This is a genomic window from Streptomyces sp. CC208A (genome assembly GCF_030010625.1).
Classification (GTDB): Bacteria; Actinomycetota; Actinomycetes; order Streptomycetales; family Streptomycetaceae; genus Streptomyces.
The window spans coordinates 106,424-127,984 of record NZ_JASCXN010000022.1; the positions used below are offsets into that span (position 1 = coordinate 106,424).

Below are 21,561 nucleotides of genomic sequence, written 5' to 3' on the forward strand. Positions count from 1 at the left end.
TAAGTGCACGGTTAGACTGAGGTGGACGAGAGGGGCGCAATGGCAGGTCGCAGGCGTTGGTCGACCGAGGAGATCCTGGACGCCGCAGCGGAGTTGCTGCGCACGAGCGGCACGGAGTCGTTCAGCGTGCGCAAGCTCGCCGCGACCCTGGGCACCGATTCCTCCAGCCTCTACCGGCACTTCCGCAGCAAGACCGAACTGCTGCGCGCGGTCGCCGACCGGATCCTCCTGGCCTCCATGGACGGTTACCGCCCCGAGGGCGACTGGAAGCAGCGCATCACCACCCTGGCCCTGCGCCTGAGAGAGGCGTTCGGCCGGCAGCCCCAACTCGCCGCGGTCTGGGGGCAGTACGCGTCGGGCGGCGCCGGTTCCCGGCTGGTCGTGGAAGAGGTGCTGCAGGCACTGCGCGCGTCGGGGCTGCCCGACGAGGAGATCCCGGTGCGCTACCACCGGCTCGCGGTCCTCATCGCCGCGCTGATCGCCTCCGAGGCCGCAGCCGGCACCATCACCCCGGAAGAGCGCGAACAGGGCATGGAGCTGTTCCGCGTGGCGGTACTGGGGGCCGACCCCGAACGCTTCCCTGCGCTGGCCCACTTCGCCCGTGACGTCCGCCCCCTCGGGGCGGACCGCCGCGCCGCGTTCGAGGAGCTCCTCGCCGCCCAACTCGCCGACATCGAGGCCGCGATCCGCCCGAGCTGACCGACCGGCTCGGGAACGCCGGAGAACGGCCCCTCGGATGGTGTCCGGCGACGTTCATCGGCCGCTGCCGTCCCTCGACAGCCGACGAGAACCCCGATCGCTGAAGACGGTCCGTCAGCTCCCTTGCAGGGCAAGGTAGTCGGAGAGGAGAGCGGCCGCCCTCAGCGTCGGCGTCTCCACCGACATGAGCTGCGGCCTGATGGACCGCTTCCGCTCGATGCCGATGAGCCGCTCCGCCGTCCTCGTCGGCCGGTCCTTCTCGGAGATCGTCCGCAACCTCGCGTCCGTCCTGGTCGTGGTGGCGATGGGGCTGCTCATAGGCTTCCGCTTCCAGGGCGGTTTCCTGTCCGCCCTCGGCGGCGTCGCGCTGCTGCTCTTCGGCTACGCGCTCACCTGGGTCGGCGCCGTGATCGGCCTTTCCGTGGCCGGTCCCGAGGCGGCGCAGTCGGCCGGCCTGATCTGGATCTTCCCGTTCAGCCTGATCTCCTCGGCGTTCGTCCCCACCGGCACCATGCCGTCCTGGCTCCAGGTGTACGCGGAGGCCAGCCCGATGACCACCACGGTCGACGCGCTGCGCGCCCTCTTCAACGGCGACCCCGCCACCGACCACGTCCTGCTCACCATCGGCTGGTCGATCGCCCTGATCGCGGTCTTCGCCCCGCTCGCCACCCGCAAGTACCACCGCCGCTCCCGGTGACCCGGCGCCGGCCCGGCTCCAGGGCCCCGCCCGGCTCGTACGGGCGTTCTCCACCTGGAACGCCCGCGGCGCCTTCGCTCATATCACCCCGGTCTCCCCTGCGGGTTCGGATCCAGGGGAGGGCCCGGCGGCCCGACATCCTCCCGCTCCTCGGCCTGCGCGATGGCCCAGGCGGCGTTGACCAGGCCGATGTGGCTGAACGCCTGGGGGAAGTTGCCCAGCAGGGCCCCGGTCCGAGGGTCGGTCTGTTCGGCCAGCAGGCCGAGGTCGTTGGCGTGGGCGGCGGCCCGCTCGAAGGTGGCGCGGGCCTGGGCGGTCCGGCCGGCCAGGGCCTGGGCGTGGGCGAGCCAGAAGGTGCACAGCAGGAAGCTGCCCTCCTGCCCGCTCAGCCCGTCGACGCCGGTCGTCGTGAGGTAACGCCGTACCAGGCCACCGCGGTCGGTCAGGCGCTCGGCGACGGCGTCGACGGTGGCCAGGACGCGCGGGTCGTCGGAGGGCAGGAAGCCGGTGAGCGGCAGCATCAGGGCGGAGGCGTCCAGGGCGTCGCTCCCGAAGGACTGGGTGAAGGCGCCGGCCGCCGGGCTCCAGCCCTCCCCGAGGATCGCCTCGCGGATCTCGTCCCGGGTCGCGCGCCACGCGGGGACGCGGTCGGCGGCCCGCAGCCGGTCGGCGAGGCGTACGGCCCGGTCGAGCGCCACCCAGCACATGAGCTTGGAGTACAGGAAGTGCCGCGGCTCGCCGCGGATCTCCCAGATGCCGTGGTCGGGGCGCCGCCACACCTCGGCCGCGGCGTCGGCCAGGCCGGTCAGGAAGACGCGCAGCGCCGGGCCAGAGGAGAGCTGGTCCTCGAAGCGGGCGGCGGTGTCGAGGAGTTCGCCGTACACGTCGAGCTGGGGTTGGCTCCAGGCCCCGTTCCCGACGCGTACCGGACGGCTGCCGCGCCATCCCGTCAGATGGGGCAACTCGCGTTCGGTGAGGTCGTGTTCGCCGCCGATGCCGTACATGATCTGAAGGTGCGTGCCGGTCCAGCCGGTGGCCGCGGCGGAGGCCATGAACGCGAAGAACTCGTCCGCCTCGTCGGGACAGGCCGCCACCCACAGGGCGTCCATGGTGAACGCGGCGTCGCGGACCCAGGCGTAGCGGTAGTCCCAGTTGCGCACCCCGCCGGCCTCCTCGGGCAGGGACGTGGTCGCGGCGGCCACGATCGCACCGGTGGGCTGGTAGGACAGGGCCTGCAGGAACCGCCCGGACCGGTGCACCTGCTCCCGCCAGGGCCCGGTGTACGTCTGGTGCATCCGCGACCACGCCTGCCAGGCCGCGACGGTGTCCGCGAGCTGCCCGGCGAGCTCCTCCTGCCCCCACACCCGGGGCCCGGGGCCGCCGAGCGGCGCCCAGTGCAGGCCGAAGTGCAGGGTCCGGCCGGCCTCCAGGGCGATAGTGCCGGTGGCCGCGCCGGCGCCCATGTCGAGCGGCAGCGGGCTGCTGAGGACCATGACGGCGGGCCCTCCCCGGGCCTCGATCCCGCCGGGGCGCGGCGACAACAGGGGCACCACGAGCCCGTACTCGGGGCGGGGCCGGAAGTCCAGCGCGAGCTCGACCGAACCCCGCGTACAGGTGACCGAGCGGACGAGCAGATGGGGGGCCAGGGCCCCGAGCCGGTGCGGATCGGGGTCGGAGCCGGTGGCCAGGGCGTCCGTGAGGGTGAACGCCCCGGTGGACGTGGTGAAGGCGGTACGCAGCACCATGCTGTCGTCGACGTAGCCGCGGGAGACCCCGGCCTCGCCGACCGGCCGGATCGTCCAGCTCCCGGCCCGCTCGTCGAGGAGCGCGCCGAAGACGGCGGCGCTGTCGAAACGGGGGAAACACAGCCAGTCGACCGCGCCCGCGCGGCTGACCAGGGCCGCGCTGTGCCGGTCGGACAGCAGCCCGTAGTCGCCGATCGGCGTGCCCACCCCCGCGCCGTCCGCCACCGGTCCCGTCATGCCGGATCCTCCGGTTCTCGTCCCACGACGCCACCGTGCCAGAACGCCACGCGTCCCGCGATCGCTGCGGCGGCCGGGCCCCGTCGACACGGACCGCTCAGGGCCGCGCTCGGTGGTCGCCGGCCGGCGGCGGAAGGCGCCGAGGGCGACGTACCGGCGGTGGTGAGGGAGGCGTTCGAGCGCCTGGCGCGGGAGCGGCCCACGGTGGTCTTCCTCGACGGCCTGCAGGGGGCGGACGCCGCGACGCCGGCCGCCCTGGGCGGCCGGGGGGTGCCTCCGACCGGGCTCCCGCTCCTGGTCGTCGGGGCGTTCCGCAGGGACGAGCTGCCGCGCGGGCATCCCGTGCGCGACCTGCGGTCACAGCTGCGGCAGGCCGCCGGGGGACACGGCCCCTCAGGACGTCGTGGACACCGTCGTGCGCCGCGCCCGCGGCCCGCCCTTCTACCTGGAGGAACTCGCCTCCGCGGTCGCCGAGACGGGGGACACCGCCGTGGTGCCGGAATCGGTCACCGACGCCGTGCTGCAGCGCATGGCCCGGTTGTCGGAGGCGGCACGGGCGGTCGCCCGGGTGGTCGCCGTGAGCGGCCCGGTCCGGCTCGGCGTACTGGCCGAGGCCGGCGCGGAGGAGGTGTGGTGGGAAGCGGGGATCGAGGAGCTGTTCGACGCTGGTGTGCTGGTGCGGTCGGGGCTCCCTCGCGCTGTGGCCCGAGGGAGCGGACGACGAGGGCCGGCCGCGTGCGCTCGCGGCCCGGTACGTCAACGCCGAGAAGCACGCCAGGACGGGCCGCCCGGCCGGTGCGGCGGCGGAACGCCTCGCGGTGGCGTCGCACCTGCACTCCGCCGGCGACCTCACCGGGGTGATGCGGACCGTACGGGAGGCGTGGCGGGGCATCGACGCGGCGCGGCTCGGGTCGGCGGCCGAGCTCCGGATCCGCGCCATGGGCACGGAGGGCCTGATCGGGGCCGAGCTCGGCGAGGGCGCGGCCGGCGTCGAGCCGACCCGCCGGGCCCTCGACCCGGCCCTCGGCGCCGGGCCCGGCGCCCGCACCTACCTGTACACCGACGCGCTCGAACAGAGCGCCTCCTGCTCCGCCGCACCGGCCGGTGGGACCGCGCCCTCCAGGCCGGTGCTGCCAAGGGCTCCGTCCCTGGGCTTGGCGAAGTCCCGGAACCGGGTTCGCTCCCCGAGCCGGGCGAAGCCGTGGTGGAAGAAGCGGTTGACCCCGTGGTCACGGATCCTCGCGCCGGTTCCGCAGCCGCTTCGGCACCAGCCCGAGCAGCTGGCGCAGCATCCGGGAACCCCCGAGCGCGATCTGCTCCGAAGGGCACGCCTCACGCGGTGAACGTGTTCAGGGCGACCTCCAGCACGCCGACGACGGCCACACCCGCACCCTGCCGCTGCCGGCCACGTACGTCATCGGCCAGGGCGGCATCATCCGCTGACGGCCGCTGACGACAGGGGTCGCAGGGGGTGTCGGCGTGGCCTAGCGTGGACGGAGGGGGCCGGTTCCGCTCGGCTGAGAGGAGTGGTCGCCATGGCGGGACGTAGCCGGAGCGAGGTGGAGGCGGAGATCAAGGAGACGCTGGGAGTCGTGCCTCATTTCTTCTCCCGGATCCCCGACGACCTGCTTGACTACGAGTGGGAGATCTTCAAGAAGCTCGAACTCGGCGAGACGCTGATCCCGAACAAGTACAAGGAACTGATCGGGATCGCCCTGCACTCGGAGACGAAGTGCCGTTACTGCACCCTCTTCCACACCGAGGCGGCGAAGCTGTTCGGGGCCACGGACGAGGAGATCCAGGAAGCCGTCCACTACGCGAAGAACAGCCTCGGCTGGAGCGCGTACCTCAACGGCATCCGTGAGGACTACGACGACTTCGAGAGCGAACTCGGCCAGATCAAGGAATACCTGTCGTCGAAGGGCTGATCATGCAGCTGGAGTGGGCCCGGCCCGGCGTCCTGCGGGTGACCGCGCACGCCTTCGAGTTCGCGGCGCTGGTGGCCGCCGCCCGTTACGTGGCCGAGTCCGCTCCGCCCGACATCCCCGAGGAGTCCCTGGAGCAGCTCAAGCGCGTGCTCGGCGACTACGACATCCGGGCCCGCCGCCTCCACGAGGCGCCTCCCCGGACGAAGGACTCTCCTGAAGGGCCGTGAGCCCGGCGCGTTGCCGGGAACCGGCAACCACGCATGCCGCCGCCTGCGCGGCAAGGACCTGCCGACGCCCGTAAGGGACACGTAAGTTCGCAGGTGTGGGGTGCCGGGAAGCTCTGGTCGGCGGACAGCGACCGTTCTCGCACCCTTGCCGACAAGGAGCGCCCTGTGAGCCACGACGACGAGCCCGTCTTCAGGAAGAGCCCCTGGGGGACGAGCCGTTACACCTACAACCCCCGCAACCCCGTCGGCCTCGGCCTGATCATCGCCGGCTCCGCGTTCGCCATCGTCATGATGGTGATGATGCAGAACCGCACCGGCCCGTTCGCGCCGCCGTCGGAGAAGCCCTGGAACCCGCCGACGTCCACGTACGAACCGCCGGCGTACACGTACGAACCGCCGACGGACGCACCCGCCCCGCGGCCCTGAGGGGCGTCAGTGTCCGGTGTCCTCCAGGCGGACGAAGGGGATCTGCTCACCGGCGGCCCGGTAGGCGGCCTCCGAGCCGTCGACCCCGAAGCCCATGAAGCGGCACAGGGCGCGGGCGGCCCGCGGGTGCCGGCGGGCGTACGCGGCCATGATCCGTCCGCCTTCCTCCGGGGTGGGGAACCGGGCGGTGACGGCGTGGTAGCGGCGTCCGGACTGGACCGTCGCGGCGGGCGTGCTGCGGAGGTTCCGGTACCACTGGGCCCCGGGGCCGAAGCCGGAGGCGACGATCCAGCCGTCCCGGTCCCGGCCGACGACCTCGAGGACCACCTCGCGGGACCGGCCGGAGTTCCGGCCGGTGTGGATGAGCAGCAGCAGGCGCCCGCCGAAGAGGGGCCCGAGCCCGCCCCGGAAGAGACGGATGGGAAGGCGTGCGAGACGGCGCTTCCAGCCGGTGGGCGGGTGGGGGCGTCGGGGTGCGAGAGGCATGGGGGCGGTCTCCTGCCGCGTCGCCGGTCGCCCGGCGGCTTCGGTTCGGTAACGGCTGGGCGGCGGGTATCACTGAGAGAGCATAAACCATTGCATAGTCTAAAGGTGAGGGTGAGGCAAGGGCTGACGGACCGGCTTCTGGGCGCGGCCGCGTATCCCGGCCGCCCCCCGTTCTGGCTGGTCACCGAGGGACTGCTGGTCGCAGGCGTGGGCACGGCCCTGGTCGTGGGCGCCGGCGCCGCCGCCGTGCTCGCCGGCCTGCCGCCGCACGGGGCCCGGCTCGCCGCCGGGGTCGCCGTCGCCGCCGTCGTGCTCTACCTCCTGATCGTCCGGGCGGGCCACGTACTGGTGGCGGCCGCCGCGATCCTCGGCGTCCTGCTCGTCCCGGACGTCTCGCGCCTGGCGTCGGAGACGGCGCTCGGCGGAGCGGGACGCACCCAGGACGGGGCGGTGACGAGGGTGGCGCACGCGCCCGCCCGCACCCCCGCCCACCACTGCGCCGGACGCCCGCGGGACGGCTCCCCCGCGGGGGCGGGCCCGGGGCGGGGGTGCGGCCCCGTCGTCAGGCTCGGCGACCCGATCGGCATGGGGTACGACCCCGTGGGCAGGGTCGCGCCACGGGAGGTCGCGGGGCCCGGCGCCTGGCTGAGGACCGCGGTCGAGGCGGTCGTCCTGCTCCTCGCCTTCGGGACGGTCTGCTTCCTCGCCGTCGTACGGTCCTACCGGGTGCCCTCCACCGGATCGCTCCAGCCCAGCGGATGCGAACCGGCGCCGTCCTCCTCGTAGGCCGGCTCCTCGCCCGCCGCGTTGAACGCGTCGAGCGCCTCGACCAGAGCGGCCCGCCGGTCGGGCGCCAGGCGCCGCAGAATGGCGGTGATCTCCGCCTTCCTGCGGGACGTCACGTCCTGGACGACACGGACGCCCTCCTCGGTGAGGCTGAGCACCGTCTCGCGGCGGTTCTCCGGATTCGTCCGACGGCTCATCAGACCGGCGGTGATCAGCCGGTCCACCATCCGCATGGCGGTGGACGGCTGCACGGCCAGGCGGTCGGCCACCGCCACCAGCTTCGACGGACCGTGGGAGGACAGCACGACCAGCATCCGGAACTGGGGCAGGGTGATGCTCTCCTCGACCGTCGCGAGCGACCGGGCCGACACCGCCACCAGGAGCCGTGACGCCGTCAGCACGGCGCGCGTGACGGCCTCGATGTCCTCGTCGCCCGGTTCGGTTGCCTCGTGCTCTCGCATGCGCACCTTTGTACCTCCTCCGCGCCCCCTCCCGGCACGACGACCGGACGCGCCCGGCGTCCCGGAGCCGCGTCAGGAGCGGTAGCGCAGCAGGAGTATGGCCGCGTCGTCCCCGAGCGGCCCGCCGACGTGCTCCATGAGGTCGCCGTGCAGGGCTTCGAGCGCGAGCTCGGGACTGTCTGCCTTCAGCAGGGAGAGCCGGGACGCGAGGGGGTAGAACGTGCCGTCGCGGTCGCGGGCCTCGGTCACGCCGTCCGTGTACAGCAGGAGCTGGTCACCGGGGCGGAACTCCGCGTCCAGGGCGTCGGGACTCTCCGTCCCGCCCAGGCCGAGGCCGAGCGGCAGCGCCCGGGTCGCCGGTTCGAGGAACCGCGCCGTACCGTCGGCGGCGAGCAGCAGGGGCGCGGGATGGCCGTAGTTCACCACGGTCACCGTCCGGTCCTGCCGTATCTCGGCGATCACCGCGGTGACGAACCTCTCACCGCCGAGCGTGCGGTTCATCGCCCGTTCGAGCCGGGTGCTCACCCCGGCGAGGTCGGGCTCGTCGTGCGCGGCCTCCCGGAACGCCCCGAGGACGTCGGCGGCGGTCTCGACCGCGTCGAGCCCCTTGCCCTGGACGTCGCCGACGATCACCCGCACTCCGCCGGGCGAGGTCACGACCTCGTACAGGTCCCCGCCGATACGGGCCTCCGCCACGGCGGCCGTGTACGAGACGGCGGCGCCCAGCTCCCCGGCCGTGCGGGGGACCGGGCGCAGCAGGACCCGCTGGGCGACCTCGGCGATCGAGCGGACGCCGGCCAGCTCCTCCTCCCGGCGCCGGCGCATGACGGCGGCGACCACACCGGCGGCGGTCACCCCGGCCACCGACACCAGCGCCGTCGTCCCGCGCCTGCCGGGGAACAGACCGTCGTACCAGCCGAGCGCGAGGCAGAGGGCCAGCGCGATGCCGCCGATCACGCCGGTGCGCCGGGGACCACCGGTGAGTCCGGCGAACGCGGGCCCCAGGGCCACCAGCGGCAGGAGGCCGACGGTGGGACCGGCCGTGATGTCGGCCAGCGCGGTGACCGCCATGACGACGTACGGCAGGAGCGACAGGACGCGCGATTCGGCCGCCGACTGCTTGGGCAAGGTGCTCCCCGTGGATCGTTCCGTGGTGACGCGGCCGCCGCCGGCCCGGGACCGACGGGGTGGGCGGCCGTGCGAACGCCTGACGACGTTGACCCTATGCAATGGTCCTGTGAGCGCGGCGGCCGGTTCCCCCGGCGGTTACCGAATCGAATCCCGAGCCCCGCCGGCAGGTCTTCCCCGCGGACGGCTCAGCGCACCAGCTCCGCCGCCAGCAGGTCCATCAGCAGGCCGTCGTGCCAGGTGCCGTCCGCGCCGCGCTCGTACTGGCGCATCACCCCGACGGGACGGAACCCGACCTTCTCGTAGCAGCGGATCGCCGCCGCGTTGTCGGCGGCCGGATCGATGACCAGGCGATGGTAGCCGCGGTCGTCGACGAGGTGCCGGGCGAGGGTGCGCACGGCGTCGGTGCCCAGGCCCCGGCCGTGCACCGACGGGTCGAGGAACAGGTCGATCCCGGCGTGCCGGTAGTCCGGCTCCTCCTCGGCGTACCACTGGATCATGCCGACGGTCCGCTCGTCGTACCGGATCGTCAGACAGTGGACGTCCGGGTCCTCCAGGTCGGCGGCGACCTCCCCGGCCAGGTCGTCACCGCCGCGCCACCGGGTCCGCACCTCGGGTGTGGACCGGACGGCGGCCAGGGCGGGAACGTCCTCGGGAACCGCGGGGCGCAGGACGACGGCAGCGCCGTACAAGTCACTCATGCGCCCAGTCTGCCCGATCCGGGGAGACCGCGGGGCCCCGTGCAGCGGGCACCCGTCTCCTCCACCCGGCGGCGCAGTTCGCGGTCGGCGGTGACCACCAGGCACGGTCGGCCGGCGGCGTCCCGGGCGAGTTCGGCGATCAGGTCGTCGCCGCTGCCGGCCGCCTCCTCGACGCGTACCCCCGGGACGGAGGCCACGCCCCGGGCCCGCCCCTCGACCACAAGGACGATCTCGTACGGCCCCGGGAACGGGCCGTCGACCGGGCCGCCGGCCGTGGCGAGCCGGTCCCGCAGCCGCTCCGCGGCCCCGCGCCGGTCGCGCCACCACCCGTCCGGCACCGATCCCACGACGTTGGCCCCGTCCACGATCAGGAGGGGACGGGGAGAGGGGTCCGCAGCGCTCATGGCACCAGGATGCCAGGCGTCGCATACCGGCCTCCGGGCTCATCGGCGTGGCCGGTTCCGGTCTCACCGACGGTCACGAACCGGCCGTGGGCCGGGGGCCGCCCGGCCACACGCGCAGCACACCCCACCCCGTGCACGCTCCGTGACGAGACGGTGGTGAACGGCCGGTCCTGAGCCCCTCCGGGGGATTCCGTTCGAGTGCGGGCCGACGGGATTTCCGCAGGGCGGAGAGGCCAATTGGCCTCTCCGCCCTCTTTCGTACGGTTCCGCTCCCGACAACTCTTCTGCCACGGGGGCGACTTTCAGCCAATCGATATCAGCCGGGCGCGCCGTCGCCGATACCAGACTCCGCAGGTCTACGGGCAAGTTTGCCAACTGCACACCCCACACGAACGGTTGGCGACTACAGTGTGTGGTCGGTGATCATCGGTAGGCTCATCGCACCTGCCGTCCTCACCAGCACCCCCGCACACCCCCCAGCCCCCGGACCCCCGACCACCCCCCAAGTACCCCTCAGTACGCCGATCTTCCGGGCACGTACCAAGGACACCCATGTCACAACTTCGCGCACCCGCCCCGCGGTCCGACCGCCGCGAGGGCGGGCGGCACGGCCGTTCGGGCGCCCGCACCACGACCACCGGCACCTCCCCGGCCAGGCCCGCGACGGCCGCCCCCGCCGAAGTCCGCATACGCCCCCAGCTGCTGCGCACCTCGGTCCTTCCCGCCGTCGCGGTCGCCCTCGGCGGCGCCGCCGCTGTCCTCTTCACCCTCCGCTCCACCGGCACCACCCCGACCCCCGGCCTCTGGGCCGCGCTCACCGGCGCCGCCGCGCTCACCGTGGCCGCCGTGACCGCCGCCGCGCTCGGCGCCGACCGCGCCGCCCGGTCCGTCCTCGACCGCGCCGCCGCCCTCCGCCGCGACGCCGCCCGGGACCAGGCCGAACTGCCCGCCCTCGTCGAACAGCTGCGCCGCGGCGAGGACCCGGCCCCCCGGCCCGCCCTCCCCGAGGCCACCGGCGACGAGTTCGACCGCCTCGGCACCGAACTGGCCCGCTCCCACGAGGCCGCCGTCACCGCCGTCGTCCAGGCCTCCCGGCTCTCCAGCAGCGTCGGCAACGAGCAGAAGGTCGAGGTCTTCGTGAACCTCGCCCGCCGGCTCCAGTCCCTCGTCCACCGCGAGATCCAGCTCCTCGACGAACTGGAGAACGAGGTCGAGGACCCCGAGCTGCTCAAGGGCCTCTTCCACGTCGACCACCTGGCCACCCGCATCCGCCGCCACGCCGAGAACCTCGCCGTCCTCGGCGGCGCCATCTCCCGCCGCCAGTGGTCGAACCCGGTCACCATGACCGAGGTGCTGCGCTCCTCCATCGCCGAGGTCGAGCAGTACCCCCGCGTCAAGCTGGTCCCCCCGATCGACGGCACCCTGCGCGGCCACGCCGTCGCCGACGTCATCCACCTCCTCGCCGAACTCGTCGAGAACGCCACGGTGTTCTCCGCGCCGCACACCACCGTGCTGCTGCGCGCGCAGTACGTCACCGCCGGCCTGGCCATCGAGGTCGAGGACCGCGGACTCGGCATGCCCGTCGCCGAGCAGAACAAGATGAACGCCCTGCTCGCCGACCCCGACCAGGTCAACGTCGCCCACCTGCTCCAGGACGGCCGCATCGGCCTCTTCGTCGTCTCCGCGCTCGCCCGGCGCCACGGCATCGCCGTCCGCCTCCAGTCGAACATCTACGGCGGCATCCAGGCCGTCCTCGTCCTCCCGCAGGGCCTCCTCGGCGCCGACCCGGAGGGCCTCGCTCCGCAGGAGCGGCAGCCCGCCGCACCCACCGGCGGCACCCCGCTCCCGCCGCAGCAGCCGCAGGCCCCGCTGCCGCACGCCCAGCCGCCGCACTCCCGGGCCGACGCCCCCGCCGCGCCGCCCCAGCGGCCCGAGGGCCCCGCCCCCGCTCCCGTACCGACCGAGGCGCCGGCCCCGGCCGCGTACCCCTACCAGGCCCCGGCACCGGTCGCGCCCCCCGCGCCTCCCGCCCCGGAGCGCCCCGCGCAGCCCACGAACCCCTTTCTCTCCTCCCGGGACGGAGCGGCGAACGGGTACGCGGAGCACCGCGCCGCCCCCACCGGCTTCGGCGCCGCCTCCGCGCCGGTCCCGCCCGCGCCCCGTGCGGAGGCGCCCGGCAAGCCCGACCTCCCCAAGCGGCGTGCCCAGGAACACCTCGTCCCACAGTTGCGCGACGAGCCGCAGACCCGCCAGGCCGAGGACCACGCCCTGCACGACCCCGGCCTGATGGCCGCCTTCCAGCGTGGGATCGGCCTGGCCGAATCCCAGCCCACCCCCCAGGAATCGCTGCGTCACGGCGACGCGCACAAGGAGTAGATAGACGATGGCGAGCAATGTGCCGACCGGCCATTCCTCGGATCTGGACTGGCTGCTGAGCGGTCTGGTCCAGCGGGTCCCGTACACCCGCAGCGCGGTCCTGCTCTCCTCCGACGGTCTGGTGAAATCCCTCCACGGGCTCGACCCGGACGCGGCCGACCACATGGCGGCCCTCGCCTCCGGGCTCTACTCGCTCGGCCGCAGCGCCGGCGTCCGGTTCGGCGACGGCGGCGAGGTCCGCCAGGTCGTCGTGGAGCTCGACTCCACCCTGCTCTTCGTCTCCACCGCGGGTTCCGGCACCTGTCTGGCCGTCCTCGCGGGCCGCGAGGCCGACGCCGCCGTCCTCGGCTACGAGATGGCGATGCTGGTCAAGAGCGTCCGTCCGTACCTGACGACACCCGCCCGGCAGGCAGCGGCGGCGGGCGGCACCGGTCAGTGAACGCGTCTCCCCCGCAGGAAGGGCCCTGGCTCGACGACGCGGCCGGCCGGCTGATCCGCCCCTACACCGTGAGCGGCGGACGGACCCGGCCCACCACCGCGCTCGACCTGCTCTCCCTGGTGATGGCGACCGGCACCGCCCCGCAGCCCCACATGGGCCCCGAGCACAGCCTGGCCCTCCGGCTGTGCGACGGGCCCACCTCGGTGGCCGAGGTCGCGGCGCACTTACGCCTCCCCGCCGTCGTCACCAAGGTCCTCCTCTCCGACCTCGTGGACTGTGGCGCCCTCACGGCGCGTGCCCCGCGCTTCCACGCCAACCCATCCGACCGTTCCTTGCTGGAGGCAGTGCTCGATGGCCTACGACAGCGGCTCTGAACGCCATGACGGTTTCCCCGCCGATCCCTTCCCCACCGCGCTGAAGATCCTGGTGGCGGGCGGTTTCGGCGTGGGCAAGACCACCTTCGTCGGCGCGGTCAGCGAGATCGAACCGCTCAGCACGGAGGAGCTGCTGACCTCGGTCAGTGCCGCCACCGACAGCCTGGAGGGCGTGGAGAACAAGTCCACCACCACGGTGGCCATGGACTTCGGCCGGATCACCCTCGACGACCGCAACGTCCTCTACCTCTTCGGCACCCCCGGCCAGGAGCGGTTCTGGTTCATGTGGGACGAGCTCTCCGAGGGGGCGCTCGGCGCGGTCGTCCTCGCCGACACCCGGCGCCTCCAGGAGTGCTTCTCCGCCATCGACTTCTTCGAACGCCGGGGGATGGCCTTCGTGGTGGCCGTCAACGAGTTCGACGGCGCCTTCCGCTACGAGCCGGACGAGATCCGGCAGGCGCTCGACCTCAACCCCGAGGTGCCGATCGTCCTGTGCGACGCCCGGATCTCCAGCTCCGGCATCAGCACCCTCCTCACCCTCGTCCAGCACCTCCTCAACTCGACCCCGGCCAGCGAGCCGAGCTTCGGAGCCACTCCATGACCTACGACCCGACCGGTCACCTCCTCCTGACCCCCATCGACAAGGAGGCCCCGGACCGGGTCCGGCGGCTGCGCGAACTCGGCCTCGGGGAGCGGCCGGATCCGGCCTTCGACGAGTTCGCCCACCGGCTCTCCGAGATCACAGGGGCGCCCTACTCGATGGTCAACTTCATCGACGAGAACCGGCAGTTCTTCGCAGGTCTGCACACCCCCGGCGGCTCGCACGCGGGCAGCGACCTCGGCGCGACCGCGGCCGGGGCGGTCGGCGCGGGCGGTGTCGGCCGGTTCATGGCCCGGGACCACGGCTACTGCCCGCATGTGGTCGTCCGGCGCAAGGCGCTCGTCCTGGAGGACGTCTGCGACTACCCGCGCTTCGCGGGCAACCCGGTCGTGGACGAGATCGGCATCCGCTCGTACATGGGCGCGCCGCTGATCGACCGCACGGGCGTGGCGCTCGGCACGATCTGCGTCGTCGACACCGACGTCCGGCCCTGGGGCCGGTCCGGCCTGGAGACCATCAAGGCGATGGCGGCGGAGCTGGTCGAGCAGATCCACCGCCGCGAGGACGGCGTGTTCTGACCCGCGCCCCGCGCGGCGACGAGAGGGCCCGTACGGCACACCGATGTCGTACGGGCCCTCTCGCGTCGTCCGTCAGGCGTGGGCGGGCTCGGGCGCCGGGGTGCGGACCAGCTCGGAGAGCCGTTCCGACCAGCTGCCCTTGTCCTGGCCGAGGGCGACCTCGCCAAGGCGGAGGAGCTGGATGTCGGAGGTGCCGGCCGGCGCGAAGATGTGGTGCGCGTCACGGAGGTAGCGCTCGACGGGCCGGTCGGTGAAGAGACCGGCGGCGGCGTGGATCTCCATGGCGTTGCGGCCCGAGTCGATGGCCGACTCGACGTTCACCAGCTTCGCGTTCATCAGCTCGGTGTCGCAGGAGAGCCCCTGGTCGAGCAGGTGCGCCGCGTGGTACGCGGTGAGCCGGGCGGTCATGAGCCGCGACTGCATCTGGCCCAGCTTGAGCTTCACCGTGGGCAGTTCGGAGAGCGGCTCGCCGTACCGGATCCGCTCGGTGACGAAGCGGGTGGTCTCCTCCAGGATCGCCTGGTGGATGCCGAGCGAGACGGCGGTGAGGTTGGCCCGCCCGTAGAGCACGCTGGAGGAGTACGCGACGGCGAGACCGTCGCCCTCGTCGCCCAGCCGGTTGGCGGCCGGCACCCGGCAGTTCTCGAAGATCAGCTCGCCGAAGCTGAAGCCGTGCAGCCCCATGGAGGGCTTCTGCGGCCCGAGCCGGAAGCCGGGACGGTCGGCCTCGACCAGGAAGGCGGTGAGTCCCTTCGAACCGGGGCCGGTCCTGACCACGACACCGTGCAGATCGCCCACGTGACTGTTGCCGACGTAGACCTTGCTGCCGTTCAGGACGTAGTCGTCGCCGTCCCGGACGGCGCTCGCCGTCATGCCCAGCACATGGCCGCCGGACTCCGGCTCGGTCACCGCGATCGTCGGCAGGCACGCCCCCGAGGCGACCCGCGGCAGCCAGGTCTTGCGCTGGGCGTCGGAGCCGAAGTGGACGATCTTGGCGGTGCCCAGCTGGGAGGCCTGGACCATGGCGCCCATGGCCCCGCTGACCCGGGACAGCTCCTCGATGATGATCGTCTTGGCCAGGTGCCCCGCCCCCATGCCACCGTACTCGGGGCTGATCGTCGCCCCCAGCCACCCCTGCGCGGCGATGAGCCGGGACAGCTCGTGGTGCACCGTCCGGGAGGCCTCCATCTCGGCTATCCGCGGCCTGACCTCGCGTTCGGCGAAGTCGCGGACCGTCTCCCTGAGCTGATGGTGGAGCCGGCTGCCGAAGTAACTGTCCATGCGAGTTCTCCCTGCGAATCGCCTGCTCGGCGGGGTCCGAGCAGGTGGAACATCGGCAGTGGTCCCGTCCCGAACAGGCCGACCACCTCATGGTGTTGATCTTTCCGTGATCGATCAATATCGCCTCCGTGTTTGTCCGAAACCGGTCCTGTTGACGATCACTTCCGACTGTGTTTGGTCCGATCTGGAGTCCCCTCGTCCGGCGCGCCCCCGCCGCGCAAGGGCGTCTTTCTGCCACATGCCACAGGTAAACGCGTCACACCGGCCCCTGTCCGACCTCTGTCCGACCCCTGTCCGGGCCCCCGTCCCGGCCGCCGCCCCTGTGGCGCCCCCGTGTGACGGCCGTAAAGCGGTTCGTGACCACCAGGGGAAGTGCGGTATGGTTCTCTTGCACGCCGGGCCGGGGGAAATCCCAGGTCAGACGGGCACCGGGACGTGGCGCAGCTTGGTAGCGCACTTGACTGGGGGTCAAGGGGTCGCAGGTTCAAATCCTGTCGTCCCGACTCGAAAGAGTCGCAGACCGAGGGGCCGTTTCAGAGTGATCTGAAACGGCCCCTCGGTCGTTCTGGGGACCAGCGGGGGACCAGCCCGTCGTGGCCGTCAGCGGGTGACCGCGAGGAGGCTCGGCAGGGGGGCGTCTGGCGGCGGACGGTCCAGGCCCCGTGGGTGGTGTCGATGTCCTCGACCCGGCAGCCCGAGACCTCACCGATGCGCGCGGCCGTGCACGCGGCGAAGGCAGGCGAACAGATCGGCGAAGGCTCGGCGGACGACACCTTCGCCTCTCCGGAGCGCCGCTCCCTGCTTCACAAAAACAAAACAAGGACGGTCGCCCGGAGCGGCGGAACCACTGCGCGGCCACGCGCGGAGGGCCGGTCCCGCGAGGAGGGCCACAAGCCCCATGCATACGAGAAGCCCCCGAAGGGTCCGCTGCAGACCGGACCCCCTCTCGGTCGGCGGCTCGACCACACCGCGGCTGCCGTGTCACGTGCTGTGTTCCGCCCGGTCGCACACCGGGCACAGAGCCGTTCGGGCCGGAAGCCGTCCGGTGGTCCTGCCGAGTCCGGACTCATGGTGCACCTCACGCGGCGCGAACCTCACGTGGTCCGCGCACAGCCCCGCGCCGCAGTCGCAGCACACCGCCACGGCGGACACGGCCCTGCCGTTCCCCGTCCGGCACTCGAAACACTCCATCGGTGCCTCCCGTCGGCTCCCGCACGCGGTCCGACTCCGGTGCCTCCGCCCGGTCTCCGCCTACGTCCGGCGTCTGCCCGGGGCGGGGAGAGTTACCCGCTCAGGGGAGCGTACGGGCGCCGGCCGGGGTGGGCGGCGGCTGAAGGAGGGCATGCTGGACGGCGGGCGATCGTCAGCTGTCCGCTCCCCGTGGGGTGGGGCGGCGCCTGCTCGGCGGGTCCCCGTACGTAGGGCCGATCGGTGCACAGGCCGTGCCCGGTGAAGTCGGGACGGCGTGATGCCCTCCTCGCCGAGGCAGTCCGCCTGGTCGTCGAAGGGGTCGTCGAAGGGGGCGTAGTACTCGGTGACGACGATGCGGGGAATCGGGGAGGGCGGCGAGATGGCGCAGCAGCTCCCGGTAGTCCAGGGAGAAACGGGCGAGCTGTGCGTCGGGGAACGCGTCCGTGGCGCGGTCCCCGCACCGCGGCTGCGTCGTGCACAGCCGGGTGAGTGCCGCCCACCGGACGTCGTTGGCGCCGGTGCTGACGGTGACCGCCGACACCTCGGGCGCCCACCGCACCTCGGCAAGCTGTGGCGGGACCGTCGTTCCGCCGACGGTACGGGCTCCCAGGAGACCGTCCTTGACGGTCGCCCCCGCGCAGGCGAGGTTGAGCACCCGGCGGCCCTGCGGGCGCTCCAGGTACTCGTAGAACGCCTCTGAACCGCGTCGGCACACGCGGCCCTTCCAGGGATCCGGTCCCGGAACCGGCGGCCGTGGAGTCGCCCAGGACGACCAGACGCACGTCCTCGGCGACGGGCCCCTCGGGCGGCGGCAGAGGGGCCGGGGGAGCACGGTCGACCAGGTCCTCCGGCGAGCCGACCGAGCGCAGCACCTTCGGCGTGTCGTCGGCGAGCACCAGGTAGCCGGTCGCGCTCGGACCGCTCGTCAGGAGCAGGCCCGCACCGGCCGGCGTGACGGCCGACCGGACGGACAGACGTCTGAGCACGGCCGCGGACGCCAGGATCACGAGCGTGACGCCGACGGCGATGACCGTCTCCCACAGGGCGTGGCGGAACCACCCCTCCGCGAGCCGGCGCCCCACTTCGGCGACGGAGCCGTCCGGTTCCCGCACGAGCCGGTCGAGCTCGCGTCCGAACCTGATCTCGGTCAGCGCCGGGCGGGGCCGGAGCGGACCGTGGAGGGCCACGGCGGTGGGGATGTCCTGGCCGACCAGGACGAGCGTCCCCGGCCCGGTCCAGCCGGCCCACGGCCCCGTGACCGGGAGCCGGACGGTCTGCCCGCCGGTGGGGATCTGCTGCGGTGGGGTGAGACGTACCGCGAGCCGCACGGAGAAGACCGCCCCCGCGACCAGGCCCAGGGTACGAGCGGAGACCACCCCCCCCATCGGGCGAGGCGCTCCCGCCCGTGCCGGGTGGGCGTGGGCGCGGTGTCAGCCTGTCGGGTTCGCGTCGTCCACCGCATCGCCGGTGACCACGGCGGCGAAGTCCCCCACCCCGACCAGCCGCGCCCCTTCGCACAGGTAGCCGGCGGTCAGCAGCGTGAGGAGGCTCCCGTCCTCGGGGTCGAACTCGACGTCCCGCACCTCCCCGAGCCGGTCGCCCCGGTCCGTCATCAGCGCCTTCCCCCGCGCGTCGCCCGGAGCGGTCCCCGCTTCACCGCCGGAGAGGCGCTCGTCGGCGTCGGGGGTACGGCGGACCATCACCGCGTCCGGCCCGCACGCCTGCACCGCGCCCCACGGCACGGTCGTCAGATGGGCACCGGCACGGATCCGCAGCGCCTGTACGCGGGCGGGTCCCGGGCTCAGCAGGAGCCCGGTCACCTTCCCCAGTGTCTCCCCGGTGCTCACCAGGACGACCTGCCGTCCCTCCAGGTCACTGCCCAGCATCGCTCGTACCCTCCTCGCGCGAGCCCCGCGCCGCCTTCCGGAAGTCGGCCAGATCGCCGACGGCGGAACGCAGGGCGGCGGCGGGCACCAGGACGCGCTCCGCCGAGACCACGACCGGGGCGGAGAGCGGCACCAGGACGGTGCCCTTCTCTCCGTGCCGGTCCAGCTTCACCTCGTACCCGGCCAGCCTCGCGTCGTCGGCCGTCACGTCGAGCACGACATCGGTCACCTTGCCCACGTCCTCGCCCTCCTGCGTGAGGACGCGTGCTCCCAGCATGTCGGCCCCGCCCCCGGCGCCGGAAGCCATGTCGGCTCCCTCGCGCAGCGCGTCCCGGTCGGCGACCATGACGGCGTCCCGGCCGAGGGCGTGGACGGCGCTCCACGCGATCGCCTCCTTCAGCGGCCCGGACAGCGCCCCGCGCCCGCTGAGCGTGAAGGCCCGTACCCGGCCGGACTCGGGATCGACGACCACATCCTTGACCTGGGCGAGCGCATCGCCGTGCAGCGTCAGGACCGGACGGCCCACGACGTCTCCCGCCCGGATGAGGAAGGCGTTCATCGCTCATCGCCGTCCCCGGGCAGATGATGCTCGTCGGCGATCACCCCGCCACGCCGGCGCCGAGCCTGGGTCACGAGTGTCGACACCCCGATCACGATCAGGATGACGAGGACTATCGCCAGCCACGTCCACCACTCCATGGGAACCCCTTTCCCCGACCGTCGGCGTACCGGTCGGTCGGGTCGCCCTCGCTCCGTCGAGCGGGTGCCCGGCGACTACCCCCTTTCCCGCCCGGAACACGGTCGTTCCGACACCTCCTTCACCGCTCGCTCGAACCGGGTCACGCCCGGGAGATCCGGCATGGAACGGGCGGCCGGGAACAGGAGGACCCGGCAGTCCGTGGGCCGGCCGGGCCGCGGCGCTCGCCATCGGTTCCCGTGGGGCGCGGGACCACCTCACCCGGCTCGTGGACGACTTCCGAGGCCGGGGAGGTCAGGGAACCCGACAGGTCGGATCAGCGACCACGACGGCGTTGGCGGGGAAGACGACGGGCGGATCGTCGGGCCGCATCCAGCGAGTGGTGACGTAGGCGCGCCTACCGTGGCCGACGCACTTGGTGGCGAGGTTGCCGAAGCCGTCGGGCATGTTGAAGACCTCGGCCGGGGTGTTCTCGCCCGATCCTCCTCGGACCGGGGAATCCGCCGTTCCCCGCTCTTCCGAGCCGTGGCCGGAGCAGGCGGTGAGCAGGAGGGCGAGGGCGAAGGCGGCGAGGGACCGGCGGACGCCCCGGGCGGTCGACCTCGTGCGGCGCGTGGGTGCCGCACCGGTGGCGGGCCCGGGCGTCATGGACCGGCCGGGCCGGGTGGCGGGTCCGCGCCTCGCGGTCAGCTCGCACATGAGCTGTCCGGAACGATCTCCAGATTCGACGGGCCGCCCCCGTTGGTGGTGACGTAGGCGCGGAAGCCGTGGCCGACGCACTTGGTGGCGAGGTTGCCGAAGCCGTCGGGCATGTTGAAGACCTCGGCCGGGGTGTTGTCGCCCGAGCGGCCCTTGACCGGCGCGTCGCCTTTGCCGCGCTCGTCGTCGTACTGCTGGGAACAGCCGGTGGCCAGGCCGATGGCCGCGATCACCAGGATCACGCGCCGAAACGCGGGGGACATGCCGTGCATCGTCGATCCTCTCGGACGGGGAACGGGTGGGTGGTGCCGGGGACGGAAGTGGTGGCGGCGCTGACACGCCGTGCGTGGAAGGCCCCTGGGGGCGTTCAGCCGAGGGTGGCTTCCGGCGGGATGTGGAGGGTGAAGGGGCGGGAGTCGTGGGGCCGGCCGTTGATCTGGAGTTGTACGCGGTGCGTGCCGGGGTGGTGGCGGCGTGTGCTGAGTGGCCGGAGCGGGTGGCGGCGGACGCCCGAGTGGCGCTCGCCGGGGAGGAGTTCGCGACTGGTGAGTTTGAAGACCTTGGGGGAGAGGCTGCCGTTCGCCTTTCGGTAGTGGACGACATAGTCGACGACGAGACGCGCCGTACCGGTTCCGGTGTTGGTGATCTCGTAGCCGAAGACCAGGTTTTCGCCCAGGTGCACGTGGGGTGTGCGGACGTCGGGGCCGACGACCCGGACACGGACGTCGGGGTCGTGGCCGAGGAGGGTCAGCGCGTCACGGTCGCCGGCCTTGACGAGGGTCCGCAGGCCGTGCCGGACCAGGGCCGGTGTGGTGGGCGCGGGCTCGGCGAGCCAGCGGGCGGCGATGGCGACGGCCGTGCGGGGGTGGTCGTGGCTGATGTCGTTGAGGTGGTTGGCCACTGAGCGCCTGACGTACTCGCTCGGGTCCCGGTACAGCGCGTCCAGGACGGGCAGGACCGGGGTGGGATCGGCGACGAACGCGGTCAGCCGGGGCGCCCACGGCAGGCGCGGGCGGGTGCCCTCGCTCGCCAGGCGCCGTACGTGCGGATCGGGATGACGGGTCCACAGCACGGCCCGTTCCAGGGCCCGTGGCGGATCGGCGCTGAGGAAGGGGCGTACGGCCATCTCCGCGGTGAGCAGCGGCGTGAGGGCGGCGAGCAGATCGAGACCCGGCTCGAACACGTCGGAGGCCAGGGCGCGTTCGGCGACGGCCGCGTTGACGGGGAAGGTCATCCAGCCGGTGAACTCGGGGCGGCGAAGGGCCGCGCGGACGACGTCGGCGAAGGCGGGGTAGGCGTCCGGAAGGTCGGCGAGGACGGCTTCCTTCACGGCGGTGACGCGCCGGCTGAACGCCAGGCCCTCCAGCAGGGCTCCGCAGCCGCGGAGGGCGGTCGCCGGTGCGGCGCCCGCCGCCGCCATGACGGAGGCCAGCAGGTCGGTGGTGCGTGCGTCGATCAGTTCGTCGGCCGTGGGCACGGCTGTCCCTTCTCATCTCATCGGGACCGGTACCGGC

General features: G+C 73.2%; 25 protein-coding genes, 1 tRNA gene and 2 pseudogenes. 13 read left to right on the top strand and 15 right to left on the bottom strand.

The features are described 5' to 3' along the window. Positions 1 to 39 precede the first annotated feature (39 nt). Entirely contained in the window at positions 40 to 699 is a 660-nt protein-coding gene (locus QK442_RS23120; RefSeq protein ID WP_282695944.1) for a TetR/AcrR family transcriptional regulator, read from the top strand. A gap of 172 nt (positions 700 to 871) precedes the next feature. Continuing rightward, positions 872 to 1,396: pseudogene (locus tag QK442_RS23125) on the top strand (ABC transporter permease); the annotation flags it as partial. A gap of 83 nt (positions 1,397 to 1,479) precedes the next feature. Here the strand turns inward: QK442_RS23125 and QK442_RS23130 are convergent. Then, complete coding sequence (locus QK442_RS23130) at positions 1,480 to 3,378, bottom strand: glycoside hydrolase family 15 protein (protein WP_282695945.1); 1,899 nt, start codon at positions 3,376 to 3,378, stop codon at positions 1,480 to 1,482. Between the two features lie 668 nt (positions 3,379 to 4,046). Between QK442_RS23130 and QK442_RS23135 the strand changes: the two genes are divergently transcribed. From QK442_RS23135 to QK442_RS23150, 4 genes are all read left to right on the top strand, one after another. Then, complete coding sequence (locus tag QK442_RS23135; RefSeq protein ID WP_282695946.1) at positions 4,047 to 4,721, top strand: hypothetical protein; 675 nt, start codon at positions 4,047 to 4,049, stop codon at positions 4,719 to 4,721. A 192-nt stretch (positions 4,722 to 4,913) separates the two neighbouring features. Next, positions 4,914 to 5,306 (top strand): carboxymuconolactone decarboxylase family protein, encoded by a 393-nt coding sequence (locus QK442_RS23140; RefSeq protein ID WP_282695947.1) that lies wholly within the window; start codon positions 4,914 to 4,916, stop codon positions 5,304 to 5,306. A 2-nt stretch (positions 5,307 to 5,308) separates the two neighbouring features. After that, on the top strand, positions 5,309 to 5,533 hold the full coding sequence (locus QK442_RS23145) for a hypothetical protein (protein ID WP_282695948.1): 225 nt from the start codon (positions 5,309 to 5,311) through the stop codon (positions 5,531 to 5,533). A 165-nt stretch (positions 5,534 to 5,698) separates the two neighbouring features. Then, positions 5,699 to 5,959: a hypothetical protein gene (locus QK442_RS23150; RefSeq protein ID WP_282695949.1), complete on the top strand. Its 261-nt coding sequence runs from the start codon at positions 5,699 to 5,701 to the stop codon at positions 5,957 to 5,959. Positions 5,960 to 5,965: 6 nt separating this feature from the next. Here the strand turns inward: QK442_RS23150 and QK442_RS23155 are convergent, their stop codons facing one another. Continuing rightward, complete coding sequence (locus tag QK442_RS23155; protein ID WP_282695950.1) at positions 5,966 to 6,445, bottom strand: nitroreductase family deazaflavin-dependent oxidoreductase; 480 nt, start codon at positions 6,443 to 6,445, stop codon at positions 5,966 to 5,968. A gap of 105 nt (positions 6,446 to 6,550) precedes the next feature. On the opposite strand from QK442_RS23155, the gene QK442_RS23160 reads away from it, so the two are divergent. Then, complete coding sequence (locus tag QK442_RS23160) at positions 6,551 to 7,231, top strand: hypothetical protein (RefSeq protein ID WP_282695951.1); 681 nt, start codon at positions 6,551 to 6,553, stop codon at positions 7,229 to 7,231. Here the strand turns inward: QK442_RS23160 and QK442_RS23165 are convergent. From QK442_RS23165 to QK442_RS23180, 4 genes are all read right to left on the bottom strand, one after another. Beyond that, positions 7,165 to 7,692, bottom strand: coding sequence for a MarR family transcriptional regulator (locus tag QK442_RS23165; protein WP_282695952.1), 528 nt, complete (start codon positions 7,690 to 7,692; stop codon positions 7,165 to 7,167). The two genes, QK442_RS23160 and QK442_RS23165, sit on opposite strands and share 67 nt — an antisense overlap. Before the next feature lie 72 nt (positions 7,693 to 7,764). After that, a complete protein-coding gene (locus QK442_RS23170) occupies positions 7,765 to 8,763 on the bottom strand; it encodes a PP2C family protein-serine/threonine phosphatase (RefSeq protein WP_282695977.1) in 999 nt (332 codons plus the stop codon). A gap of 245 nt (positions 8,764 to 9,008) precedes the next feature. Next, on the bottom strand, positions 9,009 to 9,521 hold the full coding sequence (locus tag QK442_RS23175; protein WP_282695953.1) for a GNAT family protein: 513 nt from the start codon (positions 9,519 to 9,521) through the stop codon (positions 9,009 to 9,011). Beyond that, positions 9,518 to 9,925, bottom strand: a complete 408-nt coding sequence (locus QK442_RS23180; protein ID WP_282695954.1) for an NTP pyrophosphohydrolase — start codon at positions 9,923 to 9,925, stop codon at positions 9,518 to 9,520. The genes QK442_RS23175 and QK442_RS23180 overlap by 4 nt, the downstream gene beginning before the upstream one ends. A gap of 552 nt (positions 9,926 to 10,477) precedes the next feature. Between QK442_RS23180 and QK442_RS23185 the strand changes: the two genes are divergently transcribed. From QK442_RS23185 to QK442_RS23205, 5 genes are read left to right on the top strand one after another with little or no spacing between them, the layout of a single operon-like run. Next, the gene (locus QK442_RS23185) at positions 10,478 to 12,301 is read left to right on the top strand and encodes an ATP-binding protein (protein WP_282695955.1); all 1,824 of its coding nucleotides are present in this window, start codon (positions 10,478 to 10,480) and stop codon (positions 12,299 to 12,301) included. A gap of 7 nt (positions 12,302 to 12,308) precedes the next feature. Then, a complete protein-coding gene (locus tag QK442_RS23190) occupies positions 12,309 to 12,740 on the top strand; it encodes a roadblock/LC7 domain-containing protein (protein WP_282695956.1) in 432 nt (143 codons plus the stop codon). Beyond that, positions 12,737 to 13,114: a DUF742 domain-containing protein gene (locus QK442_RS23195; RefSeq protein ID WP_282695957.1), complete on the top strand. Its 378-nt coding sequence runs from the start codon at positions 12,737 to 12,739 to the stop codon at positions 13,112 to 13,114. The genes QK442_RS23190 and QK442_RS23195 overlap by 4 nt, the downstream gene beginning before the upstream one ends. Further along, complete coding sequence (locus QK442_RS23200) at positions 13,092 to 13,715, top strand: ATP/GTP-binding protein (RefSeq protein WP_282695958.1); 624 nt, start codon at positions 13,092 to 13,094, stop codon at positions 13,713 to 13,715. Before QK442_RS23195 ends, QK442_RS23200 begins: the two co-directional genes overlap by 23 nt. After that, a complete protein-coding gene (locus QK442_RS23205) occupies positions 13,712 to 14,293 on the top strand; it encodes a GAF domain-containing protein (protein ID WP_282695959.1) in 582 nt (193 codons plus the stop codon). The genes QK442_RS23200 and QK442_RS23205 overlap by 4 nt, the downstream gene beginning before the upstream one ends. Positions 14,294 to 14,365: 72 nt before the next feature. Here the strand turns inward: QK442_RS23205 and QK442_RS23210 are convergent, their stop codons facing one another. Beyond that, positions 14,366 to 15,574 (bottom strand): acyl-CoA dehydrogenase family protein, encoded by a 1,209-nt coding sequence (locus QK442_RS23210; protein ID WP_282695960.1) that lies wholly within the window; start codon positions 15,572 to 15,574, stop codon positions 14,366 to 14,368. Positions 15,575 to 16,003: 429 nt separating this feature from the next. Between QK442_RS23210 and QK442_RS23215 the strand changes: the two genes are divergently transcribed. Continuing rightward, positions 16,004 to 16,077, top strand: a tRNA-Pro gene (locus QK442_RS23215). Positions 16,078 to 16,203: 126 nt separating this feature from the next. Here the strand turns inward: QK442_RS23215 and QK442_RS36395 are convergent. The 8 genes and pseudogenes from QK442_RS36395 to QK442_RS23250 all read right to left on the bottom strand — a co-directional run. Next, positions 16,204 to 16,308 (bottom strand): annotated as a pseudogene (locus QK442_RS36395) (integrase); the annotation flags it as partial. A 247-nt stretch (positions 16,309 to 16,555) separates the two neighbouring features. After that, on the bottom strand, positions 16,556 to 16,765 hold the full coding sequence (locus QK442_RS23220) for a DUF2180 family protein (protein ID WP_282695961.1): 210 nt from the start codon (positions 16,763 to 16,765) through the stop codon (positions 16,556 to 16,558). A gap of 1,430 nt (positions 16,766 to 18,195) precedes the next feature. Next, positions 18,196 to 18,651: a PRC-barrel domain-containing protein gene (locus QK442_RS23225; RefSeq protein ID WP_282695962.1), complete on the bottom strand. Its 456-nt coding sequence runs from the start codon at positions 18,649 to 18,651 to the stop codon at positions 18,196 to 18,198. Next, on the bottom strand, positions 18,638 to 19,210 hold the full coding sequence (locus QK442_RS23230; RefSeq protein ID WP_282695963.1) for a PRC-barrel domain-containing protein: 573 nt from the start codon (positions 19,208 to 19,210) through the stop codon (positions 18,638 to 18,640). Before QK442_RS23230 ends, QK442_RS23225 begins: the two co-directional genes overlap by 14 nt. Further along, a complete protein-coding gene (locus tag QK442_RS23235; RefSeq protein ID WP_282695964.1) occupies positions 19,207 to 19,350 on the bottom strand; it encodes a hypothetical protein in 144 nt (47 codons plus the stop codon). Before QK442_RS23235 ends, QK442_RS23230 begins: the two co-directional genes overlap by 4 nt. A gap of 292 nt (positions 19,351 to 19,642) precedes the next feature. Continuing rightward, complete coding sequence (locus tag QK442_RS23240) at positions 19,643 to 20,047, bottom strand: hypothetical protein (RefSeq protein ID WP_282695965.1); 405 nt, start codon at positions 20,045 to 20,047, stop codon at positions 19,643 to 19,645. After that, entirely contained in the window at positions 20,035 to 20,310 is a 276-nt protein-coding gene (locus QK442_RS23245) for a hypothetical protein (RefSeq protein ID WP_282695966.1), read from the bottom strand. Before QK442_RS23245 ends, QK442_RS23240 begins: the two co-directional genes overlap by 13 nt. 104 nt (positions 20,311 to 20,414) lie before the next feature. Then, positions 20,415 to 21,524, bottom strand: coding sequence for a DNA alkylation repair protein (locus QK442_RS23250; RefSeq protein WP_282695967.1), 1,110 nt, complete (start codon positions 21,522 to 21,524; stop codon positions 20,415 to 20,417). Between the last annotated feature and the right edge of the window lie 37 nt (positions 21,525 to 21,561).